The sequence below is a fragment of the Sphingopyxis sp. BE235 genome (assembly GCF_031457175.1).
GTDB lineage: Bacteria > Pseudomonadota > Alphaproteobacteria > Sphingomonadales > Sphingomonadaceae > Sphingopyxis.
The window spans coordinates 125,726-143,775 of sequence record NZ_JAVDWC010000002.1 but is presented as its reverse complement, the minus strand read 5'-3'; the positions used below and the strand labels follow the sequence as shown (position 1 = coordinate 143,775).

23 protein-coding genes are annotated in these 18,050 nt (G+C 65.2%); 9 read left to right on the top strand and 14 right to left on the bottom strand.

The annotated features are described in order from the left end of the window. Window positions 1–183 precede the first annotated feature (183 nt). Complete coding sequence (locus J2X38_RS07870; protein ID WP_310252946.1) at window positions 184–720, bottom strand: DUF4199 domain-containing protein; 537 nt, start codon at window positions 718–720, stop codon at window positions 184–186. A 99-nt stretch (window positions 721–819) separates the two neighbouring features. Further along, the gene (locus J2X38_RS07865; RefSeq protein ID WP_058538191.1) at window positions 820–1,230 is read right to left on the bottom strand and encodes a LuxR C-terminal-related transcriptional regulator; all 411 of its coding nucleotides are present in this window, start codon (window positions 1,228–1,230) and stop codon (window positions 820–822) included. 100 nt (window positions 1,231–1,330) lie between these two features. On the opposite strand from J2X38_RS07865, the gene J2X38_RS07860 reads away from it, so the two are divergent. The 3 genes from J2X38_RS07860 (at window position 1,331) to J2X38_RS07850 (ending at window position 5,187) form a co-directional block, all read left to right on the top strand. Further along, on the top strand, window positions 1,331–1,699 hold the full coding sequence (locus J2X38_RS07860; protein ID WP_310252944.1) for a PilZ domain-containing protein: 369 nt from the start codon (window positions 1,331–1,333) through the stop codon (window positions 1,697–1,699). Between the two features lie 144 nt (window positions 1,700–1,843). Continuing rightward, on the top strand, window positions 1,844–4,579 hold the full coding sequence (locus J2X38_RS07855) for an ATP-dependent DNA helicase (RefSeq protein ID WP_310252942.1): 2,736 nt from the start codon (window positions 1,844–1,846) through the stop codon (window positions 4,577–4,579). A gap of 56 nt (window positions 4,580–4,635) precedes the next feature. After that, window positions 4,636–5,187: a histidine phosphatase family protein gene (locus J2X38_RS07850; RefSeq protein WP_310252940.1), complete on the top strand. Its 552-nt coding sequence runs from the start codon at window positions 4,636–4,638 to the stop codon at window positions 5,185–5,187. A 3-nt stretch (window positions 5,188–5,190) separates the two neighbouring features. Here J2X38_RS07850 and J2X38_RS07845 read toward each other — a convergent pair whose 3' ends face one another. From J2X38_RS07845 to rpmF, 5 genes are all read right to left on the bottom strand, one after another. Next, on the bottom strand, window positions 5,191–5,574 hold the full coding sequence (locus J2X38_RS07845; RefSeq protein WP_310252938.1) for a MerR family transcriptional regulator: 384 nt from the start codon (window positions 5,572–5,574) through the stop codon (window positions 5,191–5,193). 29 nt (window positions 5,575–5,603) lie between these two features. Beyond that, window positions 5,604–5,897, bottom strand: coding sequence for an integration host factor subunit alpha (locus J2X38_RS07840; RefSeq protein ID WP_037516152.1), 294 nt, complete (start codon window positions 5,895–5,897; stop codon window positions 5,604–5,606). A gap of 152 nt (window positions 5,898–6,049) precedes the next feature. After that, window positions 6,050–7,015, bottom strand: a complete 966-nt coding sequence (locus tag J2X38_RS07835; protein ID WP_310252936.1) for a beta-ketoacyl-ACP synthase III — start codon at window positions 7,013–7,015, stop codon at window positions 6,050–6,052. Then, window positions 7,012–8,046, bottom strand: coding sequence for a phosphate acyltransferase PlsX (gene plsX, locus J2X38_RS07830; RefSeq protein ID WP_058538197.1), 1,035 nt, complete (start codon window positions 8,044–8,046; stop codon window positions 7,012–7,014). Before plsX ends, J2X38_RS07835 begins: the two co-directional genes overlap by 4 nt. Before the next feature lie 22 nt (window positions 8,047–8,068). Next, window positions 8,069–8,248 (bottom strand): 50S ribosomal protein L32, encoded by a 180-nt coding sequence (gene rpmF / locus J2X38_RS07825; RefSeq protein WP_011541714.1) that lies wholly within the window; start codon window positions 8,246–8,248, stop codon window positions 8,069–8,071. A gap of 317 nt (window positions 8,249–8,565) precedes the next feature. Here rpmF and J2X38_RS07820 point away from each other — a divergent pair, with 317 nt between their 5' ends. Continuing rightward, window positions 8,566–9,006: an MAPEG family protein gene (locus tag J2X38_RS07820; RefSeq protein WP_310252928.1), complete on the top strand. Its 441-nt coding sequence runs from the start codon at window positions 8,566–8,568 to the stop codon at window positions 9,004–9,006. Window positions 9,007–9,107: 101 nt separating this feature from the next. On the opposite strand, the gene J2X38_RS07815 is transcribed toward J2X38_RS07820, so the two are convergent. From J2X38_RS07815 to J2X38_RS07800, 4 genes are all read right to left on the bottom strand, one after another. After that, complete coding sequence (locus J2X38_RS07815) at window positions 9,108–9,779, bottom strand: MBL fold metallo-hydrolase (RefSeq protein WP_310252926.1); 672 nt, start codon at window positions 9,777–9,779, stop codon at window positions 9,108–9,110. A gap of 223 nt (window positions 9,780–10,002) precedes the next feature. Continuing rightward, complete coding sequence (locus J2X38_RS07810) at window positions 10,003–10,569, bottom strand: TIGR02281 family clan AA aspartic protease (protein WP_058539973.1); 567 nt, start codon at window positions 10,567–10,569, stop codon at window positions 10,003–10,005. Between the two features lie 34 nt (window positions 10,570–10,603). Further along, window positions 10,604–11,191 (bottom strand): hypothetical protein, encoded by a 588-nt coding sequence (locus tag J2X38_RS07805; protein ID WP_310252924.1) that lies wholly within the window; start codon window positions 11,189–11,191, stop codon window positions 10,604–10,606. Window positions 11,192–11,223: 32 nt separating this feature from the next. After that, the gene (locus J2X38_RS07800) at window positions 11,224–11,949 is read right to left on the bottom strand and encodes a folate-binding protein (RefSeq protein ID WP_310252922.1); all 726 of its coding nucleotides are present in this window, start codon (window positions 11,947–11,949) and stop codon (window positions 11,224–11,226) included. A 56-nt stretch (window positions 11,950–12,005) separates the two neighbouring features. Between J2X38_RS07800 and pyrC the strand changes: the two genes are divergently transcribed. Beyond that, window positions 12,006–13,028: a dihydroorotase gene (gene pyrC, locus J2X38_RS07795; RefSeq protein WP_310252920.1), complete on the top strand. Its 1,023-nt coding sequence runs from the start codon at window positions 12,006–12,008 to the stop codon at window positions 13,026–13,028. A 99-nt stretch (window positions 13,029–13,127) separates the two neighbouring features. On the opposite strand, the gene rarD is transcribed toward pyrC, so the two are convergent. Both rarD and J2X38_RS07785 read right to left on the bottom strand, forming a co-directional pair. Beyond that, window positions 13,128–14,045 carry an EamA family transporter RarD gene (gene rarD / locus J2X38_RS07790; protein WP_310252918.1) on the bottom strand — a complete coding sequence of 306 codons (918 nt, stop codon included), beginning with the start codon at window positions 14,043–14,045 and terminating at the stop codon, window positions 13,128–13,130. A 20-nt stretch (window positions 14,046–14,065) separates the two neighbouring features. Continuing rightward, window positions 14,066–14,287 (bottom strand): membrane protein, encoded by a 222-nt coding sequence (locus J2X38_RS07785; protein ID WP_037516131.1) that lies wholly within the window; start codon window positions 14,285–14,287, stop codon window positions 14,066–14,068. A 182-nt stretch (window positions 14,288–14,469) separates the two neighbouring features. Here J2X38_RS07785 and J2X38_RS07780 point away from each other — a divergent pair, with 182 nt between their 5' ends. From J2X38_RS07780 to J2X38_RS07770, 3 genes are all read left to right on the top strand, one after another. After that, complete coding sequence (locus tag J2X38_RS07780) at window positions 14,470–14,859, top strand: glycine zipper 2TM domain-containing protein (protein WP_310252916.1); 390 nt, start codon at window positions 14,470–14,472, stop codon at window positions 14,857–14,859. 426 nt (window positions 14,860–15,285) lie between these two features. Then, the gene (locus J2X38_RS07775) at window positions 15,286–15,843 is read left to right on the top strand and encodes a GNAT family N-acetyltransferase (protein WP_310252914.1); all 558 of its coding nucleotides are present in this window, start codon (window positions 15,286–15,288) and stop codon (window positions 15,841–15,843) included. 130 nt (window positions 15,844–15,973) lie between these two features. Further along, entirely contained in the window at window positions 15,974–16,723 is a 750-nt protein-coding gene (locus J2X38_RS07770) for a hypothetical protein (protein WP_310252912.1), read from the top strand. Between the two features lie 207 nt (window positions 16,724–16,930). Here the strand turns inward: J2X38_RS07770 and J2X38_RS07765 are convergent, their stop codons facing one another. Next, window positions 16,931–17,113, bottom strand: a complete 183-nt coding sequence (locus tag J2X38_RS07765) for a CsbD family protein (RefSeq protein WP_037516121.1) — start codon at window positions 17,111–17,113, stop codon at window positions 16,931–16,933. Window positions 17,114–17,312: 199 nt separating this feature from the next. On the opposite strand from J2X38_RS07765, the gene J2X38_RS07760 reads away from it, so the two are divergent. Further along, window positions 17,313–18,050 carry a pentapeptide repeat-containing protein gene (locus J2X38_RS07760; protein ID WP_310252910.1) on the top strand — a complete coding sequence of 246 codons (738 nt, stop codon included), beginning with the start codon at window positions 17,313–17,315 and terminating at the stop codon, window positions 18,048–18,050.

Sequence of the window (18,050 nt, the reverse complement as noted above, 5' to 3'; positions counted from 1 at the left end):
CCGACGAGCGCGGCGCTTTTGTCTCCCCTTCGACTGCCCGCCTGCGGCGGGCGCTCAGGACAGGCTTTGTCGCTTTAAGGAGAGAGGCGGCGGTCGGTAGCATCAGAGAGGATCAAGCATGCCGGTGCAATGTAGGAAAGCCGATATATCGGCCGATACCAGCCGATGCCGCCGCGTCTCAATTCAGCCCCGCGGTTGCAGCGCCGGCATGAAGCTGCTGCGGCGCAGCAGCGCGGCCGACACGAGCGACACCAGCAGCGCAACCGGGAATATCTCGGTCAGCGTCAGCGCCATGCGGAACAGCGGGTTCTTATACTGCTCCGCCATCGCCCCCATCTCGGCCGAAAACGCCGCGATCTCGGCCGCCGGTTTGCCGGCCGCACGCATATCCTCGACGCTCCGGGCGATATAGTCGGTCATGAAGGTTCCGCCGGTCTGCCACATGTAAAGCTCCCAGCCGAGAACATAGAACAGCGCCGCAACAAGCCCGATACCGAGGCCAACGCCAAGCGCCTTCCAGAAGCCGATCACCCCGCCCAGATTGACGTCGCGATAGCGTTTCACGCCGATGAAGACGAACAGCAACGCAACCAGCATCGACAGATAGCCGGCGACCATGCCCATCGTGCCATGGTCGGCGACGAAGGTGATGCTGATAAACATGCCGATGATGACGATGACGCCCGCGATGGCGCCGTAAACTGCAATGATCCTGCCCATGATCCTGTCTCCCCATCTGATGAATGCCATGCGCGATGGACCAGAACAACGGGCGAAATCTATCGCCCAAATGGGTGATTTGGCAGCATTAGGCCGATTTTACGGCAGGATGTCGAGCGTCCGCGCTTTCTGCACCGCCTGCGTGCGGCTGGCGACCGCCAGCTTTTCATAAACGCGCGCAACATGCGTCTTCACCGTGTTGGGCGAGATATCGAGCTGGCGCGCGATCACCTTGTTGGCGTGCCCCGCCGCCAGCATTTCCAGCACCTCGCATTCGCGCACGCTGAGCCCCAGCGCCGCGATCGCCGCATCGTTACGCACAAAAGCCTGACGCGGCCGCGCGGTCAGCCGGTTGCCGGCCCATATGCCGAGCGCAATGCAAAGGACGGCGATGATCGCGACATAAAATTCGGTCGACCAGCGATGTACGACATGTTTGTAGTTCAGCCATTCGAGCAGGAATGCCGCGGCGGCGAGACCGATGCCATAAAGGATGATCGGGCGGACCATGATCCGCGTAGACCATTGTCGGCGATCGCTTGCAACATTGTCCCGGCACGAGCCAACATCGTTACCGGAAAATTTACCATGCGGGCGTAGCGTCCCGGACATGGACAATTTTCGCACCCCCGCCGCCCGCGGCCACAAGCGCACCGCCGTTTCGATAGACGTCACCGTCAATGGCGTGCTCAACTTCGTCGACGGCCGAATCACCGACCTGTCCGAAGGCGGCGCGCGCATCGACGGGGCGAGCATGCCCGCGCGCTCGCGCTGCGAAATTCACTATGGCGGACAGGTGACCTATGCGGTCGTCATGTGGTCCGAGCATGACCGCATGGGCGTGCGCTTCCCCTACGAACTGACGCACGGGCCGCTCTACAACGCGCTGAAAATAGCGCGCGGCGCATCGATGATCGAACCCGCGCAGGTTTTCCAGACAGCCCGCCCGATCACCTTCGGACGCCGCGGGCTGAGCTAAACGACTCCTTCCTTTTCGTCATCCCCGCGAAGGCGGGGATCCCGCTTGACCGCGCACCGCAAAGAGCGGGATTCCCGCCTTCGCGGGAATGACGAAGAAGAAGTCGACCTTGCCGCGTTCGCCTTTTGTCCCTAGCGTGGGACGATGGCTCCCGACCCGCTTTCCCTGCCCGCGATCCATGCGAGCCATATCGGCATCTGGATCGCCGATACGCACGGCCGCGTCCAGCGCGTCGGGCGCGGCGAAGCGATCGCCGCGGTCGCGGCGACCCCGCACCTGCTGCTCAATGCGACGCTGACCGGCGACCGGCTGGGCTATCCCGAATTGTCCGGCCTCGACCTGCTCGAGCTCTTCGCTTTCCTCTATCCCGCGCGCTTCGCCGTGCCGACCCCGGCGGGGATCTCCGCCGCGATCGGCCTGACGCCGCCGAAAGGCGAAGAGGATATCGCGGCTTTCCTGCCGAAAGCGGCCGCGGCGATGCTCGGCAGCATCGACGATCCCGACTGGCCCGAGCGCGAAGGCGCGTGGCACGGCGTCCAGGCCTTGTCACGCCAGCGCTGGTCGTGGTCGCCGCTGGTGCAGCCGCGACTGTCGCAGCCCGACGCGAACGAACGCTGGCTGTTCGCGCGCCTTCCCGAATGGGAGGAACAGCCGCCGCGCGGCGCGCCGCGACAGGTGACGATCAACGAAGACGATGTGTCGGCGCGGCTCGACCGGCTGACCGGCGACGGCGCCGAGCGGCGGCCGGGGCAGCAGGATTATGCGCGCGCGACCGCCGCAATCTTCGCCCCGCGCGAACGCCAGGATGCGCCGCAGATGCTCGTTGCTGAGGCCGGAACGGGCATCGGCAAGACATTGGGCTACCTCGCCCCCGCGAAACAATGGATCGACCAGTCGGCGGGCGCCGTCTGCATCTCGACCTTCACCAAGGCGTTGCAGCGCCAATTGTCGCGCGAGACCGAGCGCCTCTACCCCGACGCCGCGACGCACCGCGAAAAGGTCGTGGTGCGCAAGGGACGCGAGAATTACCTCTGCCTGCTCAACCTCGAAGACGCGTTGCAGGGCGGTTTTTCGGGGCGCGCCGCGATCCTCGCGCAGCTTGTCGCGCGCTGGGCCGCCTATACGCGCGACGGCGATATGGTCGGCGGCGACCTGCCCGGCTGGCTCCCCGCCCTCTTCCGCCGCAACGGCACGACCGCGCTCACCGACCGGCGCGGCGAGTGCATCTATGCGGGCTGTCCGCATTTCCGCAAATGCTTCATCGAACATTCGGCGCGCGCGGCGACGCAGGCCGAGATCGTCATCGCCAACCATGCGCTGACGATGGTGCAGGCGGCGCGCCCGCGCGACGGCGGCGCCCCCGCGACGCGGCTGATCTTCGACGAGGGGCACCATCTGTGGGACGCGGCGGACTCGATGTTCGCCGCCGCGCTGACGGGGCAGGAAGCGGTCGAGATCCGTCGCTGGGTGCTGGGTCCCGAGGGCAAGTCGCGTGGGCGGCGGCGCGGGCTCGCCGCACGGCTCGCCGACGTCGCAAGCTATGACGAGGCGGGCGACCGCGCGATCCAGGCGGCAATCGCCGCCGCCGCCGAACTGCCCGGCGACGGCTGGCTCGGCCGCTTGTCGGAGAATGACCCGTGGGGCGCGATCGAGCGGCTGCTCGTCGCGGTGCGCGGACAGGTTTATGCGCGCGCGGTCGACACGCGCACCGCCGACGCAGGCTATGGGCTCGAAACCGAACTCGCCGATCCCGATTCCGACCTGGTGACCGCAGCCGCGAGCGCCAGCGACGCAATCGAGGCGCTGCTGCGCCCGCTGATGGCGCTCGGCAAAAGGCTGGAGGTGTTGATCGAGGATCCGCCCGACTGGCTCGACGGACAAGCCCGGGCAAGGATCGATGGCGCGCGCCACAGCCTTGGTACGCGGATCGACACGTTGGGCGGCTGGCTTTCGTTGCTCGGGCGCGTCGGCGGACCCGCCGACCCCGATTTCGTCGACTGGCTCGCGGTCGACCGCTACGATGGGCGCGAGTTCGACTGCGGGCTGCACCGCCACTGGCTCGACCCTGCAAAACCCATCGCCGACGTCGTGTACCGCCCGGCGCAGGGCGTGCTCGTCACCTCGGCGACGCTGCGCAACGGTGGCCACGGGCGCGGCGGCTGGACCGATGCCGATATCCGCACCGGCGCGCGCCATATGGACGGCGGGGTCCAGCATTTCGCGGTCCCCAGCCCGTTCGATTATGCGCGCCAGTCCGAAGTGCTGATCGTCACCGACATTCCGCGCGGCGACCTGCCCGCGCTCGCCGGCGCGTACAGCCGGCTGATCGAAGCGGCGGGCGGCGGCGCTTTGGGGCTGTTCAGCGCGATCCGGCGACTGCGTATCGTCCATTCGCGCATTGCCGACCGGTTGGCGCGCGCGGGGTTGCCGCTGTTCGCGCAGCATGTCGATCCGCTCGACACCGGGACGCTCGTCGACATTTTTCGCGCCGATCCGCATGCATCGCTGCTCGGCACCGATGCCCTGCGCGACGGGGTCGATGTTCCCGGCGATTCGCTGCGGCTCGTCGTGATGGAGGGGGTGCCCTGGCCGCGTCCGACGATCCTCCACGCGGCAAGGCGCGCGGCGCAGGGCGGCAGCGCCTATGACGACATGGTCATCCGCGCGCGCATCGGGCAGGCGTTCGGGCGGCTGATCCGCCGCGCCGACGATTTCGGGCAGTTCGTGATGCTCTCACCCAGCTTTCCCTCGCGCCTGCTCAGCGCCTTTCCCGAGGGCACCCCGATCCGCCGCCTGCCGCTCGACGAAGCGGTCAACCATGTCGCTGCGGCGAATGTGGAAAGGCGAAAAAGCGCCTTTCCAGCCTTTTCACCGTCATAAGTTTCCGGCACAAGGCCCGCGAACGAGGGCATGGCGCAACGGCGCGGGGAGCGATTTTGAAGACTTTGACTATCCTGCGCCATGCCAAATCGGGTTGGGACGTGCAGGTCGAGCGCGATTTCGACCGCCCGATCAACAAACGCGGGGCGCGCGGCGCCGAACTGATCGGCCAGTGGCTCAAGCGCCAGAAGCTGCCCATCGACCGCATCATTGCCTCGCCCGCGGTGCGCGTGACCGAAACGCTCGACATCTTCCAGCCCGCCGCCGACCTCGACGGGCTTGAGCCGCATTGGGACCGGCGTATCTATCTCGCGTCGGCCGCGACGCTGATCGACGTGATCCGCGACACCGGCAAGGATTCCGAGCATCTGCTGATTTCGGGGCATAACCCGGGGCTAGAAGACCTGATCCTGATGCTCGTTCCCGAATCGGCGGGCGACGAATTGCGCGCGAAGGTCGAGGAAAAGCTGCCGACCTCGGCGCTCGCGCGGCTCGAACTCGACATCGGCAACTGGCACGATCTCGATACGAACAGCGCGCGTTTCACGGGCTTCATTCGCCCGCGCGATCTCGACCCGGCGCTCGCGCCGGCGATGGATAACGACTAAGGCTTAGCCGAGCGCCGCGGCGAGCCGCTGGCGGAGCGCGACCAGCGCCTCGACCGGAATTCCCCTCACCACGCGCATCGGCGCGGTGCTGTCGAGCACCTCGCGGGTCAATGGCGCACGCGCCGTGGGCGCTGCGCCCGGCTCGGACAGCGCCTTGCGCGCGCCCTCGACGGTGAAGCCCTGGACATGCAGCAGATGATGGATGCGCTCGGCAAGCGCGACGTCCTCGGCGCGGTAGTAGCGGCGGCGGCCCGACCGCTGGAGCGGCTTCAGCTGCGGGAAACGCGTTTCCCAATAACGCAGGACATGCGTCGGGACGCCGATGCGCACCGCCAGTTCGCCGATGGCGAGCATGGCGCCGGACGCCTTGCCGCCATCGTCGGTCATCTCAAAACCCGACATGGGTCAGGTGCGGTCTATTTGCCGGCAACGCGGGCTCGCATCGTCTGGCTGGCGCGAAAGGTCATCACGCGACGTGGCAGGATCGGCACTTCGATGCCGGTCTTGGGATTGCGGCCGATCCGCTGCGCCTTGTCGCGCAGGACGAAGGTGCCGAAACCCGAGATTTTCACATTCTGACCGACCGCGAGCGCATCGGACATATGATCGAGAATCGATTCGACGATTGCGGCCGATTCATTGCGCGACAGCCCGATCTGCTGGTTGATCCGCGTCGCAATGTCGGCCCGCGTAAGAGTCCCTGCGGTCATGTTGATCCCTTCCCCCTCTGAAGCGAAAATGCACGATGAGTTCCCTGACAGCCCCCACCGTCACGAGTCCCTGTTCGCATATGTAACAAATGCGAATTAATCCGCCAAACTGAAACGGATGGAGCGAGAAGTTGACGCGCCGGAGCGAAGCGTCAGACGCGCAAAACCGCAGCGCCCCATGTGAAGCCGCCGCCCATAGCCTCGAGCACCACAAGATCGCCGCGCTTGATGCGCCCGTCGCGCACTGCGAGGTCGAGCGCAAGCGGCACCGACGCCGCCGAGGTATTGGCGTGCTGATCGACGGTGAGCACGACGCGTTCGGGCGGCAAACCCAGCTTTTTCGCGGTGGCGTCGATGATCCGCTTGTTCGCCTGGTGCGGCACAACCCAGTCGATCGACTCGGCCGACAGCCCGACATCGGCCATCACTTCGCCCAGAACCGAGGCGAGGTTGGTGACGGCGTGGCGGAAGACTTCGCGGCCCTGCATCCGGACGTGGCCGACGGTGCCGGTCGTCGACGGACCGCCGTCGACATAAAGCATATCTGCGTATTTTCCCTCGGCATGCAGCCGCGTCGCGAGGATGCCCTGATCGTCGTCGACGTCCTTCGCCGACAGCACGACGGCGCCCGCACCGTCGCCAAAGAGGACACACGTCGTGCGATCTTCCCAGTCGAGGATGCGGCTGAAGGTTTCCGAACCGATCACCAGCGCATGCTTCGCCGCGCCGGTGCGCAGCATCGAGTCGGCGACCGACACGGCATAAAGGAAGCCCGAGCAGACCGCCGCGACGTCGAAGGCGATGCAATCGGGGATGCCGAGCAGCGCCTGCACCTTGGTGGCGCTGGCCGGGAATGTATTGTCGGGGGTCGCGGTGGCGACGATGATCAGGCCGATGTCGGCGGGCTCAAGCCCCGCAGCCGCCAGCGCCTGCTTCGCCGCATCGGCGCCGAGCGTTGCCGTCGTCTCGTCGGGTTCGGCGATGTGGCGGAAACGGATGCCGGTGCGTTCGACGATCCATTCGTCGCTGGTGTCGACGCGCGCCGCAAGCTCGGCGTTCGAGACCCGCGTGCGCGGCAAGGCCGAGCCGGTGCCGGCCAATATGGCGCGGAGCGTCATGCTGCGGCTCCGCTACGGAAATTCGCGAGATCCTCGGTCACCTGACGCGTGATATCCTTCTCGATCAGTTCGGCACAGAGGTGGACGCAGTTCGCCACCCCCTTCGCATCGGCGCTGCCATGGCTTTTGAGCACCACGCCGTTGAGGCCCAAAAACACCGCGCCATTGTGGTTGTTGGGATCGAGATGATGCTTGAGCAGCTCGGTCGCCGGGCGCGAGATCAGGAAGCCGATCTTCGAGCGCGTCGAGCTGGTGAAGGCGCGGCGCAGCAGGTCGGTCACGAAACGCGCCGTCCCCTCGATCGTTTTCAGCGCGATATTCCCCGAAAAACCGTCGTGCACGATCACATCGACATCGCCGCGCGACAATTTGTCGCCCTCGATAAAGCCCGCGAATTCCATCGGCAGCCCTTTGGCCGCGCGGAGCATCGCGGCAGCATCGCGAATCTCGTCGGTGCCCTTCAGCTCCTCGGTGCCGATGTTCAAAAGCGCGACGCGCGGGCGTTCGAGCCCCATGGCAGTGCGCGCATAGGCAGCGCCCATGACCGCGAATTGCGTCAGGTTGGTCGCGTCGCATTCGGTGTTGGCGCCGAGGTCGAGCATCACGACGTCATTGTCGCCGAGCGTCGGCAGCAACGCCGCGAGCGCCGGCCGGTCGATCCCCGGCATCGTGCGCAGCGCGAGTTTCGCCATCGCCATGAGCGCGCCGGTGTTACCCGCCGACACAGCGCCGCCAGCATCGCCGCGCTTTACCGCGTCGATTGCGAGCCCCATCGAGGTGCTTTTCGCCTTGCGCAGCGCCTGGCTCGGCTTGTCCGAACCCGACACCACGCCGTCGGTGTGGATGATATCCGACGCCGCGCGCAGATTGGGGTGGTTTTCAAGCGCCGCCTTGATCTGCACCTCGTCGCCGACGAGGATGAAGCGGAGGCCATCGTGCTTGTGGCGCGCCATCGCGGCGCCGGCGAGCATCATGCGCACGCCGACGTCACCGCCCATCGCATCGATTGCGATTCGCGGTGTCAGTGCCATTTAATGCCCTCCGGCTTGATTTTTACGCGCCGACCGACACCACTTCACGGCCATTATAGTGGCCGCAGGCGTTGCAAAGATTGTGCGGGCGCTTCAGCTCGCCACAATTGGGGCATTCCTGAAAGGCTTCGACCTTCAGGCTGTCGTGGCTGCGACGCATGCCGCGCTTCGAGGGCGAGGTTTTTCGCTTGGGAACGGCCATGATATTTCCTGCATTCTTAAATAGTGTGTCACGAATCGGCTACCCGGATTTGTCACCGCCGTCGCCGGAAATGACTGGCCCGCCCGCCACGCCGAAGCCCGCTCCTGCCGATGTTCGACAGGGAAAAACTTCCGCCGGAGGGTGCCTCAACGCCATATGGTGTCGGGTGCCGGATCGGGCGGGGCTATAGCGTTTTTGCCCGCAAAGGCAAGCCCATTGCGTCCATCCCCGTACAGGCTTGCCGCCCCGGTCGGGGGATGTCACACCCTGCCCGCTGCCGGCAAGCGAAACGCACCGGTCCATAAGGGGGAAACCAGATGATAATCTTGCCGATCAGCCTGACGATCGCCGCCGGGGCGGCGCTGCTCAACCTGTGGCTTGCGGTGCGCGTCGGCCGCGTCCGCACAAAGGAAAAGGTCTTCATCGGCGACGGCGGCAACGAGCCCCTGACGCGGCGCATGCGCGCGCACAGCAATTTCGTCGAAAACACGGCGTTCGTGCTGATCCTGCTCGCATTGGTCGAGCTGGGCCTCGGCTCATCGCTCTGGCTGTGGGGCGTTGGCGCGCTCTATCTTGTCGGGCGCATCCTCCACACGATCGGCATGGACGGGATGATGTGGGGCCGGATGGTCGGCACGATCATCACCATGCTGACCCAGCTCGGCCTGGCGATCGGCGCGCTCGCGGTCGTCTATCTGACGCCGACGAGTATCACGACGACCGAGATCGTCGAAACCGAAGTCGCCGCGCCGAAGTGATTGCTCCCCTCCCGCTTGCGGGAGGGGTCGGGGGAGGACTTGTCATTAGCTGAGGGCCGAAACATGCCCTCCCCTAGCCCTTCCCGCAAGCGGGAGGGGAATTAACCCGCCGTTCCTAACGCCATATCGCTCACGAACGGATTGGTGCGCCGTTCGTGCGCGAAATTGCTGTGCGCGCCGTGCCCGGGCAGAAAGGTCGTGTCGCCGCCGAGCGGCCACAATTTCTGCGTGATCGAATCGAGCAATTGCTGATGATTGCCGCGCGGAAAGTCGGTGCGGCCGATCGATCCCTGAAAAATCACATCGCCGACGATCGCGAGCTTCGACGGCGCGTGGTGGAAGACGACATGGCCCGGCGTGTGCCCCGGGCAATGGATCACGTCGATGGTCAGATTACCGACGGTCACTGTGTCGCCGTCGACCAGCCAGCGATCGGGCTCGAACGATTCGCCGACCATGCCGAAGCGCGCGCCGTCCTCGGCGAAGGCATCGATCCAGAAACGGTCGTCCTCGTGCGGCCCCTCGATCGGCACCCGGAGCTCCTTCGCGAGCATCCCCGCCTGTCCGCAATGATCCATATGCCCGTGGGTGACGAGGATCTTTTCGACCTCGACCCCGGTCTGGCGGACGGCGTCCTTGAGCTTGTCGAGGTCGCCGCCGGGATCGACGAAGGCCGCCTTGTTGGTCGCGGTACACCACAGGAGGGTGCAATTCTGCTGGAAAGCGGTGACGGGCACGATCGCCGCGCGCATCGGAGGATTGGGAGCGTTCATGGCGGCCGATGTGGGGAAATGCGGCGGAAATGGCAAGCGTGGGGGCGAGCATTGCTACCCGATCGACGCGCAACACATCCTATCTCGTCATCCCGGACTCGATCCGGGATCCCGCTTTTTGAGGCATCAACTGGCTTTGATTTCAAGCGGGACCCCGGATCAAGTCCGGCGTGACGAAGGGAAATATGCGGTGGCAGGCCCCCGCGTCAAAGCCGACGTCCGATCAGCGCAGCGTCATCGTGTCGCCTTCGACGTTCACCGCGGCGAGTTTCGAGAGGAAACTCTGGCCGAGCAGCGATACGCCCATGTCGGCGTCGATGACCGCCGCCTGCACGCCGCGCACCTCGATCCCCTCGACCTCGACACTGTCGAGCGTGACCATCCGCATCGGCACGACGCCGCCCGCGGTGTTCGCGCTACCGCCGACCGGAAGATCGTCGACGTTGATCCCGATCGCCTCGGCATCACTGCGGGTCAGCGCGACAATCGACGCGCCGCTGTCGACGAGCATGCGAATGTTCCGCCCGTCGATCTCGGTATCGGCATAGAAATGCGAATCGCCTGATCGAGCGAGCAACACCTCGCTCGGCCGGCCCGAATGGCCACTGGCTTCGGCCGCGGCTAAAGACCGGTCCTTGCGAACTTTATGCGTCGTCCAATTGTCGTGATTGCCCGAAATGGCATTCGACGTTTCGACCGCGTCATTGGATGAGGACCGGCTGGCGACGCCCGCCAAGCCGACCGAAACCGCCGCGATCACCGCAGCCAGACCGAGAAAGCGCCCCAACATGAGGCGCTTTTGGCAGAAGAGGGTTCGAGATTGGTTAAGCGGGCTCGCGCTGTTCGATGAACGCGCGCCACGTCGGTGTCTCGCCGCGAATGCTGTAGGCGATCCGCGCGCAGGCATAGAAGCGGCCGGGCCGATTGTCGGCCTCGACCGCGGTCGACGGCCACGGCCCTGCGCCGTTTCCGCCCGCCGACCAGCACACCAGCGCCTCGGCCTCCTGGCCTTTCTCGATCGCGGCGCGTTCTTCGGCGCTGAGCGACGCAGGCGCACTCCAGCCGAGGATCGCGCGATGGGTAACGCCCTTCGCGAGGAGCGCAGGCAGGAACGGGCTGTTCGGGTCGCCGAGCAAATTCCTGACGCGCTCGCGATCCGCGGCGGACAGCCATTGCCCGCCGAGCAGCGGCGCCCACTGCGCCTCATCGCGCGAGCGGAGCGCGGTCGCGAGCGCGTCCGCGGCGGCTGCAAAGCGCGGCGTCCAGGCCGAGTCCTCCGCCAGCGGCGCGAGTCTGGAAGAGGGTTGCGCGGCCTCGGGTTCGGTCGGCAACAACGACGTCGGCGCCGCAACTGCAGGAGCCGACAGGGCGAAAGCGGCGGCGAGCGCCGACGAAATCAGCATAGCGCGCATGCCCGGCAGTCTACCAGCAAAGGCTGCATCTGTCATGAACCGGCGGCGAGCCCCTCGCGGAGCCACGCGGGTGCGGCGGCGGCTTCGATATTCTCGGTCCGCCGGTGCTCGACCGACCAGCCGAGGTCGGGATAGGCGATGACCTGCCGCTTTTCGTCGGCCTCGGCGATCGGGACGACGACCAGCCGCCGGTTGACCTTTTGCCGCCAGTTCATCCGCGCGGTGTTTTCCTGTCCGACATAGCAGCCCTTGGTGAAGCTGACGCCATTGAGGTCGATGGCATTGCATTCGAGCCACAAGGTCGTGCCGTCACCCAGTTCGGCGCGTCCTTCGGTGACGCCGAGCGCGAGCCGGTGGGCGCGCCATGCGGCGTCGGCGCCCTCGCCTTCACCGGCCGGGGCCAGCCAGCGCTGGCCGAGTTCGGGAAGGCGCGGGTCGACGACGCCCAGATCGCCCGCAGGTGCCCAATGGACCGCCAGATCGGGTTCGGCCGCGATCGTGATCGCACGGCGCAGCCGATAGAGCGTCAGGCGCTTCGTCAGCGCCTCGGCCGCCTCGCGCTCGCAATCGATCAGCACGTCGCCTTCGTCGCCCCAGATCAGGAAATCGAACAGCGCCTTGCCCTGCGCGGTCAGCAGCGCCGCCCACACCGGCAGATTGCCCGAAGTATCGTTGGTCACCAGCCCCTGCAAGAAGCCGCGGACATCCTCCCCCGACAGACGGATGAGGGCGCGGTCGTTGAGGGTGGTATTGGTCATGGCGATAATCTAGGGACGCCCCAGCCAAAACCAACCCCAAGTTGACGAGTCCGCACATGACCGACCGCCTGACGATCCGCCGCCCCGACGACTGGCATGTCCATCTGCGCGATGGCGCGATGCTCGATCATGTCGCGCAATATACTGCGCGCCAGTTCGCGCGCGCGATCATCATGCCGAACCTGTCGCCGCCGGTGACGACCGCCGAGGAAGGCGCGGCGTATCGCGACCGGATCAACGCCGCGGTGCCCGCCGGGCTCGACTTCGCCCCGCTGATCGTCGCCTATCTCACCGATCACAGCAGCCCCGACGAAATGGCGCGCGGTCATGCCGAGGGAATCTTCACCGCCGCGAAACTCTATCCCGCGCACGCCACCACCGGCAGCGCGCATGGCGTCACCGATGTCGCGAAGATCATGCCCGTGCTCGAACGGATGGCCGAAATCGGCATGCCGCTGCTCATCCACGGCGAGGTCACCGACCATGACGTCGACATTTTCGACCGCGAGGCGGTGTTCATCGAGCGCACGCTGAAGGGGCTCGTCCGCGACCTGCCGGGCCTGAAAATCGTGTTCGAACATATCACGACGTCGGAAGCGGTCGATTTTGTGACGGCCGCCCCCGCCAATGTCGCGGCGACGATCACGCCGCAGCATCTCCACATCAACCGCAACGCGATGCTCGTCGGCGGCATCCGCCCGCACGCTTACTGCCTGCCCGTCGCCAAGCGCGAGCAACACCGGCTCGCCGTCCGCGCCGCCGCGGTGTCGGGTTCGCCCAAATTCTTCCTCGGCACCGACAGCGCGCCGCATGCGGTGCACACGAAGGAAGCCGCGTGCGGCTGCGCGGGCATCTTCAACGCCCCCTATGCGCTCGAATCCTATATCCAGGTGTTCGACGAGGAAGGCGCGCTGGACAAGTTCGAAGGCTTCGCCAGCGAACATGGCCCGAATTTCTATGGCCTGCCGCTCAACACCGGCACGGTAACGCTCGAACGCGGCGAGACGGTCGTTCCCGAGCGCGTCGGCGAGGTCGTTCCGTTCCATGCCGGCGAAACATTGGGCTGGCGGCTGGTTTAATATCCTTTCGTCACCCCGGACTTGATCCGGGGTCCATGACTTCAGCGCCGCGGTGGATGCCGGATCAAGTCCGGCATGACGAAGCAGGGAACGGGCCGACTAAGCCGCCGGCATCATCCGGTCGGCGCGCATCTTGCGCCACATGTCGAAGCTGAACACCGCGATGCTGACCCAGATCAGCAGGAAGCAGGCAAGCTGCGCGGGCTTCAGCGGTTCGTGGAAGACGAAGAGGCTGAGCAGGAAGGCGATGCTCGGCGCCAGATACTGGACGAAGCCGAGCGCGGCATAGCTCATCCGCCGCGCCGCGGTCGCGAAGAGCAGGAGCGGCACCGCGGTGACGACCCCGCCCGCGGCGAGCAGCCAGCTGATCCCCGCTTCCGATCCGAAACCGCGGCCGTCGCCGAGCCAGATATAATAGGCCGCACCGGCGACGGAGAGCGGCAAAAGCAAGGTCGTCTCGATTGCGAGGCCCGGCAGCGAGCCAACGGGCACGATCTTGCGGATCAGGCCATAGGTGCCGAAACTGAACGCCAGGGTCAGGCTGATCCACAGCGTGTCGAGCGCGCCCGCGAGCAGGATCGCGACGCCGATCCCGGCGATGACCACGGCAAGCGCCTGAAGCCGCGAGAGCCTCTCGCCGAGGAAGATCATGCCGAGCATCACATTGACGAGCGGATTGAGATAATAGCCGAGGCTGGCGGCGAGCACGTGGTCGGTGAAGATCGAATAGATATAGACGAGCCAGTTGAGCGCGATCAGCACCGAACTGACAAGCAGCAGCCGCAGCACGCGCCAATCGCGAAGCGCCGCGAGATATTCGCCGATCTGGCGGCGGAAGACCATGATCAGGAAACAGAGCGGCAGCGACCAGACGATGCGCTGCGCCAGCACTTCGACCGGCGGAACGCTCGACAGGAGTTTGAAGAAGAGCGGAACGAAGCCCCAGATCAGATAGGCGCTGATCGCAAAGGGCAAGCCGCCCTGATTGCTCCCCGCGGGGGCCGCTGGCTGGTTCATGATCGTCTAGCCCGGCTGGATCAGATGATGCCGCCGCCGAGCATCAGGCGGATGACGCCGATGACGATGACGACGATGTTCAGGTTGCGCCCGCTCGTCTTGTCCGACATCGCGCCGAGCGCAAGACCGACGACGGCGAAGGGTATGATCACCCAGTTCGCCCAGCCGAGCAGCGGGATGAACGCAAAAACGGCCAAAACCAAGGCGATAGCGCCAATGACGAGCGATCCGATATTGAGCATGCCGAGATTGTCGCATGCCGCCGCCGATGCGGCAAGAGCCTTTCGGTTCGTCGATGGAAGTGCTCGGCTCGTCTTGTTGCCTTGGGTTCATGCAACGGCTTTGCAGCCCGGCTCGTTTTCCCATCGAAGCGCCCGGTCCTGTACAAGCGGGACGAGGCGCCGAGACCAGGAAAGGACTTTTTATGCGTAATTTCACCAAGGGCATGATGGGCGCTTTTGCTGCCGCCAGCGTCGCCCTGACCGCGCCTGCTTATGCGGGTATCGCGGCTCCGGCGAAGGCCGAAGGCTTCCATCAGCTCGACCAGTCGAGCAGCTTTCACAAGCGCAAAAAGCGTCATTACCATGACGAGCGCGTCAGTTCGAACACCCGCATCTGGCGCGACGATAATGGCCGTTATCGCTGCAAGAAGGATAATGGCACGACCGGCCTACTGATCGGTGGCGCCGTCGGCGGCCTCGCGGGCCATGAAATCGCCGGTGGCGGCGACAAGCTGCTCGGCACCGTGCTCGGTGCCGCGGGCGGCGCCCTGCTCGGCCGCGAGATCGACCGCGACAAATATCGCTGCCGCTAAGGCAATAACGCTAACCGTCTCGAGCGTGAGTTTGGACCCCTCCGCTCACGCACGCTGATGGCGAGGACGCCGGCTTCACCGCCGGCGTCCTCAAGCGTATCCCTTGCCCAAAGCCTCCTCTTGCCGCAGAAGTGTCGGCCAATTGCTGCGGGAGAATGAGGGTCAGAACCCTTTCATTGCGCGTTCGAGGTTTGAAGCGATTTTGTTCAGGGCCAGGAAGCGAGACGCAGGCATATGATCATATTCCAAGGCTCGCTGACGCAGCCATGGACAAAATCGGTCAAATCCCGCAGGGACGTCGAAATGGCTTCGATCTCGGGCCCGCGCGGCCTTGCGGGTAGCGATGCTACCCGCTTCACCCGCCCGAACCCGATATCTTTGCCATTTCGACGCCTCGAACGTGCAATGAAAGGGTTCTGACCCGCTATGTTGAATGGCCCCCTGCTCGTCACCGAGCGGCTGATCCTGCGTCCGCCCGCGACCGAGGATTTCGACGGCTTTGCCGAAATGTGCGCCGAAGAAGACACGATGCGCTTCATCGGCGGCACCTGCCCGCGCTCGCAGGCGTGGCGCATGTGGTGTACGCTTGCAGGTGCCTGGCACATCCGTGGCTTTTCGATGTTCTCGGTGATCGAGCGCGCGACCGGCGAATGGGTCGGACGCCTCGGCCCGTGGGAGCCCGACGGCTGGCCCGCGCCCGAGATCGGTTACGGTGTGCGCGCCAAATTCGCCGGCAAGGGCTATGCGCTCGAAGGGAGCGTCGCCGCCTGCGATTTCGCGGTCGAATTCCTGAAATGGCCCGAGCTGATGCACAGCATCGACCCCGCGAACACGCGCTCGCAGGCGCTCGCGAAGCGGCTCGGCGCGACGAACAGCGGCCCGACCCGCCTGCCCCCGCCTTTTCAGGATGCGCCGGTCGATGCATGGACCCAAAGCGCCGACGCATGGCGCGTCAAGCGCAAGGAATTTCTGCCCGGAGCGTGAGCGAAAGCGCAAAAGCGTCTCGCTCCGAGACAGTTTTCCCCAAACAAAGCCTTGCCCGTTAACGCATTTTATTTGGGCCTTTTTGACCAGAATAGGGCATTCCCGGCAATGGATTAAGGGAGTGTTAGCGATGATGTTGCGCGGAAAATGGCTGGTTACCGGCTTGCTGATGGCGGCGGCACCGCTCGCCGGGTGCCGGGACAATCCCAATGCCAAGGCCGACCTCGCCCCGCTCGACGACGGGCTGACCAACGCCGACCCGGCGATCAAGGGTTCGCTCGAAGACAAGATCATGGTCGACCCGAAGCTTGCGGGCCAATCGAACAAAAATGCCGTGGGTCCGGGTAACCGTCCCATCGACGGCGGTGTTCCCGGCGTCGCGGGCGGCAAGGCCGCGACCGTTGCGGAAGCCAGTGCGGCCCTTGCAGCGGGCAAGTTGCTCTCTGCACCGAAAGCTCTACCGTTCGAGGCCGGATGCGACGGCTGCGAAGCCAAGCAGCGCCCCGTGACGATTGGCGCGCTCGCGCGCGACCAGCAAAAGGGCAGCTGCGACGCCAAGCTGACCTACAGCAACGCCTGGGCCGATCGCCTTCCCGCCGCGTTCAAAGTCTATCCGCGCGCGACGCTGCGCGAAGCCGCAGGCATCGCTGGCGGCAAGTGCAACATCCGCGTCGTCAATTTCCAGACCGCGGCGTCGATGCAGGCGGTGCTCGACTATTATCACACGATGGCGATCCGCGCCGGTTACACCAGCGACCATCGGATCAATGGCAACGAGCATATGCTCGGCGGCACGAAGGGCGATCTTGCCTATGTGCTGATGATGCGCCGCGACGGCGCGATGACCGACGTCGACATGGTGGCGTCGGGAGGGAAGTAAATTGATCCTCCCTGTGCCGAAGGCATGGGGAGGTGGCAGCGCGAAGCGCTGACGGAGGGGCCATGGCGCGACGTCGCGGCCCCTCCACCCTTCGCTTCGCGAACGGTCCCCCTCCCCATCGCTTCGCGACAGGGAGGATATAGAAAAAGACCCCGGGGAGAGGGATACCCCGGGGCCTTTTTCATTGCTTGCGTGACGCGCAAGTGGTCAGATCTTGTCGCCGAGCGCGCCTTGGACCTTGCCCTTCAGATTCTGGGCTTCGCCCTTGCGCTCCTGCGCTTCGCCTTCGGCGCGAAGGCGCTCGTTGTCGGTCGCCTTGCCGGCCGCCTGCTTCGCATTGCCGGCTGCTTCGTTGGCGATGCCTTTCGCCTTTTCGGTGAATTCACCCACGGGGTTTCTCCTTGGTTTTCAGAGGCGGGAGGGACTCGCCTCTTGCCACACCAACGGATCGCGGCAACGTTTGTTCCGGGTACGAGGCAAAGCGTTCGAGGCAAGGGACAGTCGGTCGGTCGGCATAATTGTTCTTGATACGTTCCACGCCATTGCGTACTGCATCGGCCCGCGCGACGGCTGAGAGGAAAAGATGGCGGTGAAACTCGAACCCGGCTGCATGATCGAAGACGCTGATCTTTCGGGCGTCGACTTTGCCGAAGTCGATCTGGCCGGCGCGACGCTGACGAAATGCGTGCTGCGCGACGTGCAGTTTACGGGAACCTGCCTGCAGGATGCTCGCTTGGCCCAGGTCCGCCTGATCCGATGCCGCTTCGCGAATGTCGATATGCGCGATGCGATTTTCGAGGATTGTTCCTTCATCGACGACGCAGGCCACGTCGGCGCGCAATTCGCCTTCTCGCGTCTCGATCAATCGCGTTTCAGGCGCTGCGACCTTTCCTTTGCCAAGATCGATCGTTCGACGCTGTTCGGGGTCGAATTCGATGCCTGCAATATGCGCGGCGCCGAGTTTCACAAGGCCGATTTCAGCCGGACGTTCGGCCGCAAACTCGTCAAGACGGCAGCGGCCTTTCGCGGTTGCAACCTTGAGTTCGCCGATCTGAACGGCGTCCGGATGCCCGATTGCGAGCTTTCGAACTCGAATTTTCGCGAAGCGGTCCTGTTCGATTCCGATCTCGAAGGCGCCGACCTGCGCGGGAGCGACCTTGTCCTCGCGCTCACCGCCGGCGCCAAATTAGCGCGCGCCGACCTGCGCGGCGCGGATGTCGCCGACCTGAACCTCAGGGAACTCGCAACCCTTGAGGGCATGATCGTATCCGCGGGCCAGCAGCCGCATCTGCTCGCGGCGATGGGCCTCGAAGTCTATCCGGACTGA